11 protein-coding genes are annotated in these 17,092 nt (G+C 66.1%); 10 read left to right on the top strand and 1 reads right to left on the bottom strand.

From position 1 onward, the window contains the following. The first annotated feature begins 15 nt into the window (after positions 1–15). The 3 genes from ACW177_RS05625 to ACW177_RS05615 are packed head-to-tail and all read left to right on the top strand — an operon-like array spanning position 16 to position 2,315. Positions 16–885, top strand: a complete 870-nt coding sequence (locus tag ACW177_RS05625) for a TIGR01459 family HAD-type hydrolase (RefSeq protein WP_492027635.1) — start codon at positions 16–18, stop codon at positions 883–885. Positions 886–924: 39 nt separating this feature from the next. After that, on the top strand, positions 925–1,386 hold the full coding sequence (locus tag ACW177_RS05620) for a MaoC family dehydratase (protein WP_492027634.1): 462 nt from the start codon (positions 925–927) through the stop codon (positions 1,384–1,386). Then, entirely contained in the window at positions 1,386–2,315 is a 930-nt protein-coding gene (locus ACW177_RS05615) for a bifunctional riboflavin kinase/FAD synthetase (protein ID WP_492027633.1), read from the top strand. The genes ACW177_RS05620 and ACW177_RS05615 overlap by 1 nt, the downstream gene beginning before the upstream one ends. 131 nt (positions 2,316–2,446) lie before the next feature. Here ACW177_RS05615 and ACW177_RS05610 read toward each other — a convergent pair whose 3' ends face one another. Then, entirely contained in the window at positions 2,447–2,974 is a 528-nt protein-coding gene (locus ACW177_RS05610) for a gamma carbonic anhydrase family protein (protein ID WP_492027632.1), read from the bottom strand. 312 nt (positions 2,975–3,286) lie between these two features. On the opposite strand from ACW177_RS05610, the gene ACW177_RS05605 reads away from it, so the two are divergent. From ACW177_RS05605 to ACW177_RS05575, 7 genes are all read left to right on the top strand, one after another. Further along, positions 3,287–4,078: a PhoH family protein gene (locus ACW177_RS05605; RefSeq protein WP_492028089.1), complete on the top strand. Its 792-nt coding sequence runs from the start codon at positions 3,287–3,289 to the stop codon at positions 4,076–4,078. Positions 4,079–4,613: 535 nt separating this feature from the next. Next, entirely contained in the window at positions 4,614–6,965 is a 2,352-nt protein-coding gene (locus ACW177_RS05600) for a beta-glucosidase family protein (protein WP_492027631.1), read from the top strand. 48 nt (positions 6,966–7,013) lie between these two features. Continuing rightward, positions 7,014–10,145 (top strand): TonB-dependent receptor, encoded by a 3,132-nt coding sequence (locus ACW177_RS05595; RefSeq protein ID WP_492027630.1) that lies wholly within the window; start codon positions 7,014–7,016, stop codon positions 10,143–10,145. 72 nt (positions 10,146–10,217) lie between these two features. Continuing rightward, the gene (locus ACW177_RS05590) at positions 10,218–11,753 is read left to right on the top strand and encodes a tryptophan halogenase family protein (protein WP_492027629.1); all 1,536 of its coding nucleotides are present in this window, start codon (positions 10,218–10,220) and stop codon (positions 11,751–11,753) included. An 8-nt stretch (positions 11,754–11,761) separates the two neighbouring features. Further along, positions 11,762–13,306 (top strand): tryptophan halogenase family protein, encoded by a 1,545-nt coding sequence (locus ACW177_RS05585; RefSeq protein WP_492027628.1) that lies wholly within the window; start codon positions 11,762–11,764, stop codon positions 13,304–13,306. 66 nt (positions 13,307–13,372) lie between these two features. Further along, complete coding sequence (locus tag ACW177_RS05580) at positions 13,373–14,413, top strand: LacI family DNA-binding transcriptional regulator (RefSeq protein WP_492027627.1); 1,041 nt, start codon at positions 13,373–13,375, stop codon at positions 14,411–14,413. 154 nt (positions 14,414–14,567) lie between these two features. Further along, positions 14,568–17,084, top strand: coding sequence for a TonB-dependent receptor (locus tag ACW177_RS05575; protein ID WP_492027626.1), 2,517 nt, complete (start codon positions 14,568–14,570; stop codon positions 17,082–17,084). Positions 17,085–17,092 lie beyond the last annotated feature (8 nt).

Genomic DNA, 17,092 nt, shown 5'->3' with positions numbered 1-17,092 from the left:
GGCTAAGAGGGCGTCATGACCCTCCCCCACGCTCTGCCTCACCTCGGCGCTGTCGCCGGCGACTACGACATCCTGCTCTGCGACGTGTGGGGCGTGATCCACAATGGGCGCGAGAGCTGGGCGGCGCCGTGCGAGGCCCTGATGCGGTTCAACCGCGAGGGCGGGCATGTGGTGCTGATCTCCAACTCGCCCCGCCCCGCCTCGGACGTGATCGCCCAGCTGGACGGACTGGGCGTGCCGCGCGAGGCGTGGAAGGCCTTCGTCACCTCCGGCGACGCCACCCGCGCCGAACTGGCCAAACGGGCGCCGGGGCCCGCCCTGCTGCTGGGACCTGAGCGCGACGCGCCGCTGTACGCCGGACTGGACCTGGACGTGGCGAGCGACGCCGCCGAGGCCGCCTTCGTCTCGGTCACCGGACTGGTCGACGACGAGACCGAGACGCCCGAGGACTATCGCGAACGCCTGACAGTCGCCGCCGCGCGGGATCTGGAACTGATCTGCGCCAACCCCGACCGGGTGGTTCAGCGGGGCGACAAGCTGATCTACTGCGGTGGGGCGCTGGCCGACCTGTACGAGTCGCTGGGCGGCCGGGTCGTGATGGCGGGCAAACCCTATGCCCCGATCTATGATCTGGCGATCAAGGAGGCGCAGGCCCTGCTGGGGCGGTCGGTCGATCGGTCGCGCGTCCTGTGCATCGGCGACGGCGTCGTCACCGACGTCATGGGGGCCAACGCCCAGGCCCTGGACTGCCTGTTCATCGCCCAGGGCATCCACGGCGACCAGGCCAAGGGCGAGGACGGGGCGCTGGATCCGGCCCGCGCCGGGGCGCTGTTGAAGGCTGAAACAACATATGCGCGGTACGCAGCGCTCGAACTGTCCTGGTAAGGCTCGCCATTTTGTCGCACCGCAGCTAAAGCCTGATCCATGGTCGAATTGGTACAGCAGCATCCGTCCGGTGGTTACATCCTGGACGAACTTCACGTCGGCATGGCCGCGGAGAAAATCGTCATCGCGACGGAGGATCGGATCCGGCTGTTCGCCGAGGCGTCCGACGACTTCAACCCCGTCCATCTGGACGAGGGCTTTGCGTCCAAGACCGCCTATCGCGGCCGGATCGCCCATGGCCTGCTGAGCGCCTCTTTCGGATCGGCCGTGGTGGGAACCATCCTGCCGGGCGCCGGGTCGATCTATATCTCCCAGACCCTGGCCTTCCATCAGCCGGTGCGGATCGACGACGTCGTCCGCATCCTGATCACCGTGATCGAGGTCGAGGCCGAGAGCGCCCGGGTCAAGCTGAGCTGCGAAGGCTTCGTCGGCGACACCATGATCATGGACGGCGTCGCGGTCGTCCGCGTGCCCCGTCGGCGCAAACCGTCCCAGCGCTGATGCAGATCGTCCGCGACTGGCGCGACGTGCCGGACGTCCTGAAGGGCGCAGCGGTCGCGGTCGGCGCCTTCGACGGCGTGCATCGGGGGCACCAGGCGGTCATCGCGGGCGCAAAGGCCGCCGCCGAACGACTGGGCGCGCCCCTGGGCGTGGTCAGCTTCGATCCCCATCCGCGCCGCTGGTTCCAGCCCGAGGCGGCGCCGTTTCGCCTGATGACGGCGGACCAGATGGCCCAGGCCCTGGCGCCGCTGGGCGTGGACATCCTGTATCTGCTGCCGTTCGACGGCGAGATGGCCGGCATGAGCGACGCGGACTTCGCCGAACGGGTGTTGGCGCGCGGGCTGGGCGTCCGCCACGCCGCCGTCGGTTTTGACTTCACCTTCGGCAAGGGCCGGTCCGGGTCGCCCGAGGCGCTGCGGACCTATGGCGAGCGGCTTGGCTTCACCGTGTCGGTGGCCGAGCGGCTGGACGACGCCCACGGGCTGAAACTGTCGTCCAGCGCTGTGCGCGAGGCGCTGAAGGCCGGAGACATGGACCGGGCCGCCGCCATACTGGGCCGCCCCTTCGCCCTCCAGGGCGAGGTGATCCACGGCGACAAGCGCGGCCGCACCATCGGCGTCCCCACCGCCAATGTGGCCTTGGGCGATTACATGCGGCCAGCCTATGGGGTCTATGCGACGCGCAGCCGGCTGGCCGACGGCCGGGTCATCGATGGCGTCGCCAGCCTGGGCGTGCGGCCCATGTATGCGCTGGAGACCCCGCTGCTGGAGGTCTGGCTGTTCGACTTCGACGGGGACCTGTACGGCCAGATCATCGAGACGGAACTGGTCGCCTGGCTGCGCGGCGAGGAGAGCTTCGACGGGCTGGAGGCCTTGAAGGTCCAGATCGACGCCGATGCGGCGGCGGCGCGGGCGGTTCTGGCTTCCTAATTTCCGCTCATCCCGGCGAAAGCCGGGACCCAGTGCTTTGGGCGACGAGTGGCGCCTCCAAATTCCGCTTGGCGTCCTACGCACTGCCTCGCGAAAGAACTGGGTCCCGGCTTTCGCCGGGATGAGCGGGACTAGAGAGGGCGCAGGTCCGCCGCGAACCGTTTCCAGTTCTGGACATAGTGTTCGGCCGACATCTGCAGCACGGCGATCTGATCGGGATCACGTTCGCGCACCACCTTGCCCGGCTGGCCCACCACCAGACTGTTGTCGGGAATGATCTTGCCTTCGGTCAGCAGGGCGTTCGCGCCGATGATGCAGTTGCGGCCGATCTTCACCCCGTTCAGGACCACCGCCCCAATGCCGATCAGGCTGTAGTCGCCGACCTCGCAGCCGTGCAGCATGGCCTGGTGGCCGACGGTGACGCCCCGGCCCAGCGTCAGGGGCGAGCCCATGTCGGTGTGAAGGACGCTGCCGTCCTGGATGTTGCTGTCAGGACCCACATTGATCGGCTCGTTGTCGCCGCGCAGGACGGCGCCGAACCAGACGCTGGCGTTGGGGTGCAGAATCACCTTCCCAATCACCGATGCGTTCGGCGCCACCCAGTATTCGCCTTGAGGCGGGAACTGAGGTTTGCTGTCGCCTAAGGCGTAGATTGTCATCAGAATGCCGCCTAATCTTCGAAAATTGAGGGCTTTAACAGATTTCTAACCACGATAGCATCTAACTGTTGATGCGATTCGTGGGTCGCCATTTCGGCCCCGGATCCGAAGCCGGATCAAGCCCGATCCGGTCAGTTGTCGGGGCTTTCGCTTGGCGCGTTGGGATCCTGGTTCGGTTGTTCGGCGGCGGGTCCATCCCGTTGCAGACGGCCCGGCCGTTGATCCCGGTGGTCGCCGTGACGCGGGCCGCGACCTTTTCCTCCCCAAGACCAGCCAAGGCGGAACCCGTGTGGGTCCGCCTTTTTTCATGCCCTGGAGGCGTCCATGACCAAGCGTGCGGCAATGAAGCGTCAGTCCCGTGAGAGCGGTATTCTCGACTCGCGGGAGTTCATCGAGGAGTCGAAGGTTCGCCGACTCCATGGCCCTCACAACGAACGATCGGGGTGGTCGCCCCACCCGTCGAACGACGACCGCGAGCAGGGCTATCTGAAGACGCTGAAGCCGAAGTCGGTGGGTCAGACCGAGCTGATGGAGGCCATCGACGCACACAATCTGGTCATGGCCCTGGGCCCGGCAGGCACGGGCAAGACCTATCTGGCGGTCGCCAAGGCGGTCGAGGCGCTGGAGGCCGGCAAGGTCGGCCGTATCGTGCTGAGCCGCCCCGCCGTCGAAGCCGGGGAGTCGATCGGCTTCCTGCCCGGCGACATGGAGGACAAGCTGGCCCCCTATCTGCGCCCGCTCTACGACGCCCTGTCGGACCGGCTGTCGATGAAGCGGGTCAAGGCCCTGATGGCCGAGGGTCTGATCGAGATCGCCCCCATCGGCTATATGCGCGGCCGCACCCTGAACAACGCCTTCATCGTCGTCGACGAGGCCCAAAACTGCACCTACGTCCAGCTGAAGATGCTGCTGACGCGGCTGGGCTGGCATTCGACCATGGTGGTGACGGGCGACCCGCAGCAGTCCGACCTGCTGCCGGGCATTTCGGGTCTGGCCGACATCTCGGCCCGGCTGGAGGCCATCGAGAACATCGCCGTGGTGCGTCTGGCCGAACGGGACATCGTGCGGCATCCGCTGGTGGCCTCGATGATCGGGGTGCTCTGAGCCAAAACTCGCGCGTCGGTTTCACCGCGACGACGCGAGCCAAGATCACAGAAGACGCCTGACGAGGGGCCGGGGATGAGAACCATCGCCGGCCCCTCAGTCGTTCGCACCCGTCTGGAGCCGCTTATTTTGCGCCTCAGGCAATTGTGTCCAAATCGACGCCATATGGATAAGGCTTAAACGTCAGCATTGGCGCCGGCTCACGCAGAACCGTCGAGCGAGACACAGGCGCATTATTCATCCGCCTGAAAGAAAAGCACAAATTCTGGTTTCGATGACCGCATGGATCCCGCACGGCTGAAACGACATGTGAACACGTAAGTTTCAGACCCGCGCCAAATCATGTCCATCTCGTGTTGTGAACGCTCTCAATCCATGCTTACCTAGGTGTGTGAGGGGCCGAAGAGCCTCCGCACAGGGAGCGGAAGATCATCGGCCATAGCGGTCGATGAACCTTGGCGTCATGCACGCCATCCGCAAACATGGTCGAAAAGCCTGCTGCCGCAGGCGATGCTGTCGGCTGTCCGCCGCCATCATGGATTGTGTTCGTCGTCTCCCAACTCTTGTCCTGACGGTGGTTGCCGTCACGGAGTCGGTCTTGGGGGATGTTTTGAAGTTTCGTACGCCGTCGCTGATCAGCCGTCTCGCCTTGGCCGTGGCCATTGGAGCGGCCCCGCTTGCTGCGCTTGCCCGTTCGCCTGAAGGCGTGACCGTCGCCGCCCCCGCTGCCGCAGCGGATGTGGCCGCGCGTGCGGACGCCCTGCTGGCGCAGATGACGCGCGACGAGAAGCTTCAGCTGATCCACGGCTATTTCCCGCCCATGGCGGAGCGCACGCCCGGCGCGCCCCTCGCCGACATGATCCCCTCGGCCGGCCATATCCCCGGCATTCCGCGCCTGGGCATACCGACCCTGCGCGAGAGCGACGCCAGCCTGGGCGTCGCCAACCAGGTCGAACAGCGCAAGGGCGACGTCGCCACCGCCCTGCCCTCCAGCCTGGCCACGGCCGCCACCTTCGATCCCGAAATCGCCTATGCCGGCGGGGCCATGATCGGGTCCGAGGCGCGGGCCAAACGGTTCAACATCCTGCTGGCTGGCGGCGTGAATCTGACGCGCGACCCGTGGAACGGCCGGAATTTCGAATATCTGGGCGAGGATCCGCTGCTGGCCGGGGTCATGGCCGGGGACCATATCCGCGGCGTTCAGTCCAATCAGATCGTCTCCACGATCAAGCATTTCGCCTTCAACTCGCAAGAGACCGGGCGGATGATCATGGACGCGCGGCTGGACGAGGCGTCCCTGCGCGAAAGCGATCTGCTGGCCTTCCAGATCGCCATCGAGCGGGGAAGTCCCGGCTCGGTCATGTGCGCCTACAACAAGATCAACGGCGACTGGGCCTGCGAGAACGACTTCCTGCTGAACCAGGTGCTGAAGCGCGACTGGGGCTATGACGGCTGGGTCATGTCGGACTGGGGCGCGGTCCACTCGACCGAGAAGGCGGCGCTGGCGGGGTTGGACCAGGCCTCGGGCCAGGAGTTGGACCGGGCCCTGTATTTCGAGGCGCCGTTCCGCGCCGCCCTGGACGCCGGACGGATCCCTGAAGCCCGGCTGGACGACATGGTGCGCCGCCTGCTGGTCGGCCTGATCGAGACCGGAGTGCTGGACGCGCCCGTGGTCACGACCGAACAGCCGATCGACTACGCCCGGAACGCCGAGGTCGCCCAGCGCGCGGCCGAGGCCGGGATCGTTCTGCTGAAGAACGAGGGCGGGGTCCTGCCGCTGGCCAAGACGGCGAAGCGGATCGTGCTGATCGGCGGCCATGCCGATGTCGGCGTCCTGTCGGGCGGCGGGTCGTCCCAGGTGCGGTCGGTCGGCGGGGCGCCGGTGGAGATCCCGCTGACCTCGGGGGCTGCGGCCTCGTTCGCCCGGATCACCTGGCATGCGTCGTCGCCGCTGAACGCCATTCGCGCCGTCGCGCCGGACGCGACCGTCACCTATGTGGACAGCAAGGATCCGGCGGCTGCGGCCGCTGCGGCGCGGGCTGCCGACATCGCCGTCGTCTTCGCCACCCAGTGGACCACCGAGGCCCAGGATGTCGAAACCCTGTCGCTGCCCGACGGGCAGGACAGCCTGATCGCGGCCGTGGCGGGGGCCAACGCCAAGACGGTGGTGGTGCTGGAGACGGGCGGGCCGGTGCTGATGCCCTGGCTGGAGAAGACCCCGGCGGTGATCCAGGCTTGGTACCCCGGCCAGCGCGGCGGCGAGGCCATCGCCCGCATCCTGTTCGGCGAGGTCAATCCGTCCGGCCGCCTGCCGATCACCTTCCCCGCCTCGGCCGACCAGGCGCCGCGTCCGACCGCGCCCGGCCTGGCGGAGATGAAGGCCGTGGACGCCGCCGCCGCTTCAAATCCGGGCGCGCCACAGGGGGCCGAACTGCAGCCCTTCGCCGTCGATTATCCGGAAGGATCGGACGTCGGTTATCGCTGGTACGCGCGCGAGGGCCGCAAGCCCCTGTTCCCGTTCGGACACGGGCTCAGCTACACAAGCTTCGCCTATTCCAACCTGGCCGTGTCCAGCACCGACGGGGTCAATGTCAGCCTCGATGTGACCAATACCGGCGACCGCGCCGGGGCCGAGGTTCCGCAACTGTATGTCGCCTCGGGCGATCAGCCCCGACGCCTGGCCGCCTTTGCGCGCGTGACCCTGTCGCCGGGCGAGACGCGCCGCGTCACCCTGGCGGCCGAGCCACGCATCCTGGCCGAATACGACGCGGCCCTGCCCGGCTGGCGCATCGCGCCGGGCGACTACCGCATCACCGTCGCCCGCGACGCCGCCGCGGCGGGGTTGAGCGCAACGGCCACGCTTTCAGGGTCGACCATCAAGCCTTGAACCAATGCCGCACAACAAAACGCGGCGCCAATGAGGAGGGAGAACGAGATGAGAATCCACAAGAGGCCCATGCTGGCGGCCTTGATGGCCAGTTCGGCGCTCGTCGCGCCGGCCTATGCCCAGGTCGCGGAACAGGCGCCGATCCCGGCGCCCCAGGACCCGACCGAGGTCGGCGAAATCATCGTCACCGGCATCCGGGCGTCGCAGACGCAGTCGATCAACGTCAAGCGCAACGAGACCGCGCTGGTCGATGCGATCTCGGCTGAAGACATCGGCAAACTGCCTGACGTCACCGTCGCCGACGCCCTGCAACGGATCGCGGGCATCCAGATCCGCCGCACCGCCGGCGAAGGCTCGACCGTCAATATCCGCGGCCTGCCGCAGGTCGTGACCCTGCTGAACGGCGAACAATATCTGAGCCCCGGCAACCTGGGGAGAGCCGAACCGAACCTGAACGACGTGCCGTCGCAGCTGATGAGCTCGATCGTCGTGTTTAAGTCGCAGGACGTAACGAACGCTCAGTCCGGGATCTCGGGTACGATCGACCTACGCACGCGTCGCCCGATGGACTTCAGCTACGGCACGACCGTCACGGGCGCGGCCGAATACCAGACGGGCGAACGCACCCGCCAAGACGACTATCTGGTCAACGGTCTGCTGAACTGGCGCGGCGACCGGATGGGCGTGATGGTCTCCGGCGTCATGAGCAAGTCGAACCTGGGCAGCAACTACGCCGGGGTCGCGGGCAGCCTGTTCGGCAGCAACGACTGGGGCGGGTCGGGCAACGCCTGGCTGGCGCCGCACGGCTACGAAATGTTCAACCGCGTGGTCGAGCGCGAGCGGGTCGGTCTAAACGCCGCCTTCCAGTTCGATATCGAGGACGGCATCCGTCTGACGGCGGAGGCCTTCTATACCAAGCAGGACGAGTATAACCGCGCCGCCGGCCTGAACGTCTCCAACCGCTGGAGCGGCTTGGGTTGGCTGACGCCGACGGAGTCGACCGACACCGGTCTCGGCTGGCTGGACGTCGAGGAATATGACGTCGATGCTTGGTGGGTGAACTCGTTTACCGTCAACCGGGTCACCAACAACGAGTCCAAGAACTTCAACCTCGAGCTGGACTACGACAAGGGCGGCCCCTTCACCTTTAACGCCAGGGCTGTCAAGGCGGACGCCTCGCTCCTGAGCATGAATGGCCAGGTGCAGGGCGATCTGTCGAACTGGCAGTACGGTTCGGATCGGGCTTTCACCCTGTTCCGCCAGGGCGCGGACCGCACGCGAGGCACCTTCTTCCCTGCCTCGATCGCCTCGCTTTATCCCGCCTCTCAATATTCCAACAACGTCGTCGGCAGCCAAGGCGGCCGCTACATCAACCCGAACCCGTTCGGTTATGGGGCTGACCCGCAACTGCACATCGACACCGGCGGCTCAAAGCTCGCCTGGAGCGGATTCGAAAACAACATCGTCGGCGGCCTGGGGAATGTCCCGCTGAGCCAGTACATGTCGAACCTCGACTCCTATACGGTGGGCGCCTATTCGTCGGAAGGCAACCAGCGCAACAACTCGGATCTGACCGTGGTCCGGTTCGACGGTTCGTACGAGTTCCAGGAAGCGCCGGCTTTCGGCTTCCTGACCCGCGTCGACGCCGGCGTCCGCCACAGCGGCCGCGAGGTCGAGATCACCAACTTCCACCTATTCTCGGACTTCTACGCCGGGCAGGGCGCGGGCAACCAGGCAGGTTGTTCAGCACAGTGGAAGGCCATCGACGTCGTGATGGACAACACGCAGTGCCAAGCAGGGGAGTTCGTCTCCAACCCCGGCTTCAACTCGGCCCTCGCGGTCGACGCGACTCCCAGTAGCTGCACCGCCGGCACGGTCTCAAACACCCCGACCTGCTTCCAGGGCTATACGGTCAACCGGCCGACATTGCTGCGCGAGAACAACAACACCTACTTCCTGACCGACTTCGGTTCGGTCGCCTCAGGCATTCCCGGGGTGTGGGTGGCGGATCCGCGCGACTTCGACGATCCCCGCGCCTTCCAGGAGCGGGTGTTCGGCAACGCCTTCGACGTGATCATTCCCGGCAACTCGTATGACGTCGACCTCTATGAGGACAGCGCCTATGTGAACGGGGCGATCGAGTTCGGCCAACTGCACGGCGACATCGGCGTGCGGATGGTCCGCACCGAGCTACGCGTTCGTCAGAACCAGACCGGTGACGTGCGCGCTTATGGCGACACGAACAACGACATCGGAGATACGATCGCGAGCCGCAGCTACACGGACTGGCTGCCGTCGGTGAACATGGCCTATGACTTCAGCGACAAGCTGCGTCTGCGAGCCGCCTACGCCAAGACAATGATCCCGCTGGATCTGGGAAGTTACGGCGGCGGGGTCACCATCTCGACCGCCGATTCCAACGGCCCGACACCGTCAGATCCGACGGCTCCGCCCCGCGGCATCCGTCGCGTGACCGGCGCCACCTTGGCCGGCAGCCCGGACCTAGATCCATGGCGTTCGAGCAACTTCGATCTAGCGCTGGAGTACTATTTCGGTCCCGCGACAATGTTCAACATTGCGGCCTTCCGCCTGAACATCGACAGCTTCGTCCGTCGCGGCACCGTGACTTGCGGCGCTGAATACCCGGACGGCGACGGCGTTATCCGTCGTTGTGTGGACGTCAACCGTCCCCTCCAGGGCGAAGGCGGTGAATTGCAGGGCATCGAGCTAGGCGCGAAGATCGGCCTGTCCGACTTCATCGACACGCCGATCTGGTCTGACTTCGGCTTCGACGGCAGCTACACCTTCTCCGATAGCTCTTCTAACGACGTAGCGTTGAACGGAGATCTTCTGCCCTTCCAAGACAACTCCGAGCAGTCTCTGAACGCCGCCGTCTGGTATCAAGGCGACAAGCTTCAGGCCCGCGTGGCCTGGAACTATCGCACGCCGCGCTTGAACAGCACATTCGGAAGCATTCCGATCTATCAGGACACGTCGCAGTACGTGGACGTCAACGTGACCTATGACGTCAACGAGATGGTGACGGTTTACGCCAACGGCTCGAACGTCCTGGGCGAAATCGAGGAATACTACCTCGAGTTCAAGGACGGCGCGAAACAGTTCCACAGCCGCAACGAGTTCGAGCCGCGTTACACCATCGGCGTGCGCGCTCGTTTCTGATCTCTTTCCTGAGCAGACTGGCCGGCGGCATTCGTGTCGCCGGCCTCTTTTTTCGCGTATTGGTATTCGGCCATGGATGAGATCGACGATCCTCGCATCCGTTCTGTCGTCATCATCGGCGGCGGCACCGCCGGCTGGATGACGGCTGCGGCCCTGGTTCAGCATTTCCGCACCACCCCGCTGAAGATCACGGTGGTCGAGTCCTCGGACATCGGCACGATCGGCGTGGGCGAGGCGACCATTCCCACCATCCGTCGGTTCTACGGGCAGCTGGGGCTGCGTGACGACGACGTGATGCGCGCCACCCAGGCGACGTGCAAACTGGGTATTCGTTTCATCGACTGGTCCGGCCCCGGCTCGGACTTCATCCATCCCTTCGGCCTGTACGGTCAGGACGTGAAAGGGATCGGGTTTCATCATTACTGGCTGAAACAGCGCCGCGCGGGCGATGCCGCGCCGCTGGCGGCCTATTCGCTGGGCGCGTCGCTGGCCGCCGGCGGCAAGTTCACCCTGCCCTCGCCCAATCCGCCGTCGCAGTTGTCGGTGTTCGACTGGGCGCTTCATCTGGACGCCGGCCTGTTCGCCCAGCATCTGCGCGCCTATGCCGAGGCCGGTGGCTGCGCCCGGATCGACGCCCGGATCCGCTCGGTCGAGCTGCGGCCCGAGGACGGTTTCGTCCGCGCCCTGACGCTGGACGACGGGCGCGAGGTCGAGGGCGATCTGTTCGTCGACTGTTCGGGCTTCAAGGGCCTGGTGATCGGCGAGGCCCTGGGCGTCGGGTTCGAGGACTGGGGCCGCTGGCTGCCGTGCGACGCCGCCTATGCGGTGCAGAGCGAGAACCGGCCCGGCGACGCGCCGGCGCCCTTCACCCGCGTCACCGCTCGTTCGGCCGGATGGCAGTGGGGCATCCCGCTGCGCCACCGCGCCGGCAACGGCCTGGTCTTTTCCAGCGCCCATCTCAGCGATGATCAGGCCCTGGCCGAGCTTATGCCCCATCTGCTGGGCGATCCGCTGACGGAGCCGCGTCGCATTCCCTTCCGCCCCGGTCGGCGGTCGCAGGCCTGGGCCAAGAACTGCGTCGCCATCGGCCTGTCATCCGGATTCCTGGAGCCGCTGGAAAGCACCAGCATCGCCCTGATCGAGACCGGGATCGAACGGCTGAAGGCCCTGTTCCCCGACCGCCGCTTCGCCCAGCCGATCCTCGACGAATTCAACGATCAGACCGCGCGCGAAATGGAGCGGGTCCGCGACTTCATCATCCTGCACTACAAGCTGAACCGGCGGACCGACACGGACTTCTGGCGCGACTGTCGCGAGATGGCGATCCCCGAGACGCTGGAGCGCAAGATCGCCCTGTGGACCGCGCGGGGTCAGTTCGTCCGCTATCGGTGGGAGATGTTCCACCCGGCCAGCTGGCTGGCCATCTATGACGGCTTCGGCCTGTACCCGGACCATCATGATCCCGCCGTGGACGCCATGGACCTCGCCTATCTGGCGCGCAGCCTGGCCGAGATGCGCGCCAATATCGCCGATCTGGTCGCTCGCACCCCCGACCATGCTCAATTCCTGGCGGGGCTCGATCCCGCCGCCCCCGCCTCAGCCGCATGAGACCCGACATGGACCAGCCCCGCCGCCCCCTGAAGAAGATCTGCATCGTCGGCGGGGGCACCGCCGGCTGGGTCGCCGCCGCCCTGATGGCCGAACATTTCAAAGGGCGGATGGCCGAGATCGAACTGGTCGAGTCCGACGATATCGGCACGATCGGCGTCGGCGAGTCCACCGTGCCGCCCTTTCTGGAAATGCTGAAGCGGCTGGGGATCGACGAGCGCGACTTCATCCAGAAGACCCAGGCCAGTTTCAAACTGGGCATCCAGTTCGAGGACTGGACGCAGAAGGGCGAGAGCTATTTCCACCCGTTCGGCGCCGTCGGGGTTCCGGTGGATATCAGCGACTTCTATCCGGTCTGGTTGAAGGCGCGGATGAACGGCTATGACCGACCGCTGATGGACTTCGCCGCAGCGGCGCGGATGGCGGCCCAGGAGCGGTTCATGCTGCCGTTCAAGGCCCAGCGCACCCCGGTCGGAGGCGCGTCCTACGCCGTTCACGTCGATGCGAAACGGGTAGCCCGCTATCTGCGCGACTTCGCCGAGGCGCGGGGCGTCAAACGCACCGAGGGGATCGTCGAGGATGTGATGACGCGGCCCGACGGCTTCGTCAGCGGCCTGAAGCTGAAATCGGGCCAGACGGTCGAGGCGGACTTCTTCATCGACTGCACCGGCTTCCGCGCCCTGCTGATCGGCAAGACCCTGGGCGTCGGCTATACGGACTGGTCCGAGTGGCTGATGTGCGACCGGGCCATCGCGGTCCAGACCGAGAATGTCGGCCCGCCCAAACCCTATACATTGGCCCAGGCTCAGGATTGCGGCTGGCGCTGGCGGATCCCGCTGCAACACCGGACCGGCAACGGCCATGTCTTCTGCAGCCGCTATATGTCGGACGACGAGGCGACGGCGCGCCTGTTGGCGCAGGTCGAAGGCCGGCCGGTGGTCAATCCGATGGTGGTGCCGTTCAAGACCGGGGTGCGCGAGAAGATCTGGGACAAGAACGTCCTGTCGCTGGGGCTGGCCAGCGGTTTCATTGAGCCGCTGGAATCGACGGCCATCCACCTGATCTATCGCGGCATGGACTTCCTGTTCCGGCTGATGCCCGACCTGGACTGCGATCCGAACCTGGCGGCCGAGTATAATCGGCGGATGACGGTGGACTATGAGGAGATCCGCGACTTCATCATCCTGCACTATGCCCTGACGCGACGGGACGACACGGCCTTCTGGCGGCAATGCCGGGACATGGTCCTGCCCGAAGGATTGCAGCACAAGCTGGAGGTCTTCCGCACCAACGGCAGCCTGGTCGAGGCGCTGGATCCGCTGTTCCGCAATGTCAGCTGGTATGCGGTGATGGACGGCATGGGGGTGAGGCCCCGGTCCTATCCGCCGCTGGTGGACCGGATCGATTTCGCCGGTCTGACCGACGAGATGGACCGGGCCGCCGATATTCTGAACGCCTTCGTCTCCGACCTGCCGACGCACCAGGCCTTCATCGACACTCATTGTCCGGCGCCGTCCGTAGAGACGCCCGCGCCGCTGGCGGTTCCGGCCTGACATCGGCGCGCTTGCCTTGGCGCAAACAAGCCTGACAGAATGGCGCTGGGGATAAGGGATCAGAGTTTGCGCCGCGCCGTCACCATCAAACACGTCGCCGCAGAGGCGGGCGTTTCGCTGCAGACCGTGTCGCGGGTCATCAACAACGAGCCAAATGTGCGCCCCGTGGTGCAGGAGCGGGTGCGCGCCGCCGTGGCCAAGTTGGGCTATGTGCCCAGCCTGGCGGCGCGGCGGATGGGCGGTTCGCGGTCCTATCTGCTGATGGCGCTGAACGACCGGGACAGGACCATCGAGGGCTGGAAGTCCGGCGAGGGCACCGACTGGGTCGATCAGATGCTGATGGGCGGCATGTTGAAGTGCGAGGCCCATGGCTATCGGATGATCTTCGAACTGGTCGACACCCATTCCGACCACGTTGATGCGGCCGTACGGGGGGCCATCGCCGCCCTGCACCCCGACGGCGTCATCCTGACCCCGCCGCACGGCGAGAACCCGGCCATCACCGGCCTGCTGAGCCGGCTGGGGCTGCCCTTCGCCCGCATCGCCTCCCTCGCCGAAGGAGACGGGTTCGCGGTGTCGATGGACGACGCCAAGGCGGCCGCCTTCTGCGTCGATCATCTGCTGGGCCTGGGCCATGTCCGCATCGGCTTCATCACCGGCAGCGGGGAATACGCCGTCAGCGGGGCGCGGCTCGAGGGCTATCGCCAGGCCATGACGGCCTCGGCGCACGGTCTGGACGAGGCGCTGATCGCCTGGGGCGATTTCTCGTACGAGTCCGGCGTCGCCGCCATGGAAACCCTGTTGGCCCTGCCGTCACGCCCCACCGCTGTTCTGGCCAGCAACGACCGTATGGCCCACGCCGCCCTATGCACGGCCAGACAAAGGGGGTTGGCGGTCCCCGGCGACCTGTCGGTCATCAGCTTCGACAACACGCCCCTGGCGCGGTTTGCCGACATGACCGCCGTCATTCAGCCGATCTCGGAAATGAGCGCCGTCGCCGCCGAACTTCTGATCCGCACGACGGCCGGCGTCACGGACCTGCCCCGGCAAAGCATGGTCGATTTCGGTTTCGCCTCAAGGGGCTCGACGGCGCCGCCGAAGACCTGAACCGTCGTCCGAGTTTACGGCGGTTAATGAAACGTACACGGCTTGAATGTCTTTCATCCGCCGCCTCAACGTCATGTATCAGCATTCCCAGCGTCGCCTTGGCGACATGGCCGCCGGTTACTGACCGCCGTTCAGGCCAACTTGGGGAAATACGATGGCGAATGAATTCAAGACGCGGCTTATGGCGGCGGCAGCGATAACCGGCGTGATGGCGGCGGCGCACGGGGCCCAGGCCCAGACGGCGGAACAGGCGACGCTGGACGAAATCGTGGTCACGGCCCAGCTGCGCGAACAGAAGACCATCGAGGTGCCGTTCGCCCTGACCGCCTATTCGGGCCAGTTCCTGGCGGACCTGGGCGTTCAGGATTTCGAACAGCTGTCGGCCTTCGTGCCGGGCTTCCTGGTGCAGAACCAGTCGCCGAACAACCCGGGCTTCGTGATGCGCGGCATCACCTCGGACGACGGCGCGGCCACGACCGAACCCCGCGTGTCGGTGTTCCAGGACGGCGTGTCGATTTCCAAGTCGCGCGGCTCATACGTCGAACTGTTCGACCTGGAGCGCGTCGAAGTGGCCAAGGGTCCGCAGTCGACCCTGTACGGCCGCGGCGCCCTGATCGGCGCGGTCAACCTGGTCCAGAACCGCGCCCAACCCGGCGAGACCGAGGCCTATGCCAATATCGAAGCGGGCAATGAAGACTATCGGATGGTCGAGGGCGCGCTGAACCTGCCGGTCGGCGAGACCGCCGGCCTGCGTCTGGCCACCCGGCTCAAGACCCGCGGCGGCTCGGTCGACAACCTGCTGGGCGGCGACGACTACAACGCCATCGAGACCAAGGCCGTGCGTCTGTCGGGCGCCTGGGAGCCGTCGGACGCCATGCGGTTCGACGTGATCGGCAACTATCAGAACGACCACGCCTCGGGCACTTCGTTCAAGTCCATCGCCTATGAACCGGCCGATGCCAACACCGGCGCCGTCCTGGGCGGCAAGGAACCCTGGGAGGGCGCGGCCCTGACGCCGGGCGCCGATTTCGACGGCGGCAAGTCGCTGGGTCTGGACCGCGAAGTCTGGGGCGTGACGGGTCTGGCCCGGATCGACCTGAACTCGGCCTGGAGCCTGAACTCGACCACGGCCTACCGCGAGTTCGACAACTACGAGACCTTCGACGCCGACGGCGTGTCCCTGCCCATCCTGACGGCGGCGGAAGAGACCCACGGCGAACAATGGAGCCAGGATCTGCGTCTGGGCTTCGACAACGGCGGTCGCCTGAGCGGTTTCGTCGGCGCCGGCTGGTTCCATGAAGAAGGCTATCAGCGCGGGGTCGCGCAATACGACGAGCGTCTGCTCCTGGCCCAGTTGTCCGGGGTTCTGGACGGATCGGCGACGACTGTCGGCGACAACACCCTGCCGCTCTCGGCCTATTCTACCGTGGCCAGCAACGTCCTGGCCTCCATGCTGACGCCGCTGGGCGCCGGCGCCTACGCCACCGCGATCGCCGCCAATCTGGACACGAACCATATCGAGGCCTCGATCAACAGTTCGGAACTGACGTCCTACGACGTCTTCGCCGACGCCACCTACGCCTTCACCGACCGGTTCGAGATGTCGGCGGGCGTGCGCTACACCCGCGACGACAAGACCACGGGCTATGCCAGCTCGGTCGAGAGCCGCTCTGCCCTCGGCGCGCTCTTGGCGATCCAAACGGGCGCCGTCACGGGGACCAACGCCCTGAACCTGATCGCCGCCTTGGCCAATCCGGCCTATCAGAGCCTGCCTGCCAGCGCCGTTCCGCTGTTCGGCCTGACGTCGCAGCCGACCGCCAACAACGGCGACTTCTCCTACTATGACTCGGAAGACGACGGTGTGACCTGGCGCGTCACGGCGCGCTACGAACTGACCGACAACGCCAATATCTACGCCAACTATGCCCGCGGTCGTCGTCCGGAAGTGATCAGCGCCTCGGCCCCCTCCACCCCCGGCGGCGCGCCGACCTTCAGTCCGGTCGATGCCGAAACCGTCGACAGCTACGAGATCGGCGCCAAGTCGGCCCTGCTGGACGGACGCCTGCGCGTCGATGGCGCGGTCTTCATGTACAACTACGAAAACTTCCAGACGACGGTCCAACAAGGCACGCAGTTCATCACCACCAACGCCGGCGAGGCCAAGTCCTACGGCTTCGAAGGTCAGGCCAACTTCGCCGTGGCGTCGATGCTCGACCTGTTCGTGACCTATGCCTACAACCACTCGCGCTTCGAAAACGGCATCTACGACGGCAACAGGTTCCGCCTGTCGCCGGACAACGCCGCCTCGATCGGCGCGACCTGGCGCCTGCCGGTCGCCGGCGGCGAGATCGAGGTCCAGCCGACCTACAGCTGGCAGTCCAAGGTCTTCTTCGACAACGACAATGACCGTCCCGATCTGCAAACAACCGCGAGCGGCGCCTTCGTCGCGGACGTCGTTCAGGACGAATATCAGGACGCCTATGGCCTGCTGAACCTGCGGGTTCGCTATACGCCGGCCATGGGCGGCTGGGGCGTCGAGGCCTTCGGCGAGAACATCCTCGACGAGGAATATATCAAGGACGCCGGCAACACCGGCGACGCCCTGGGCATGCCGACCTTCATCGCCGGCCGGCCCGCGTCGTACGGCCTGGCGTTCAAGCTGAAACTGTAAGGATCGAA

It is taken from the genome of Brevundimonas sp. AVps23W (assembly GCF_058681395.1).
Note: the sequence above shows the minus strand (reverse complement) of the source record. Positions and strands in the feature narration are given on the sequence as shown.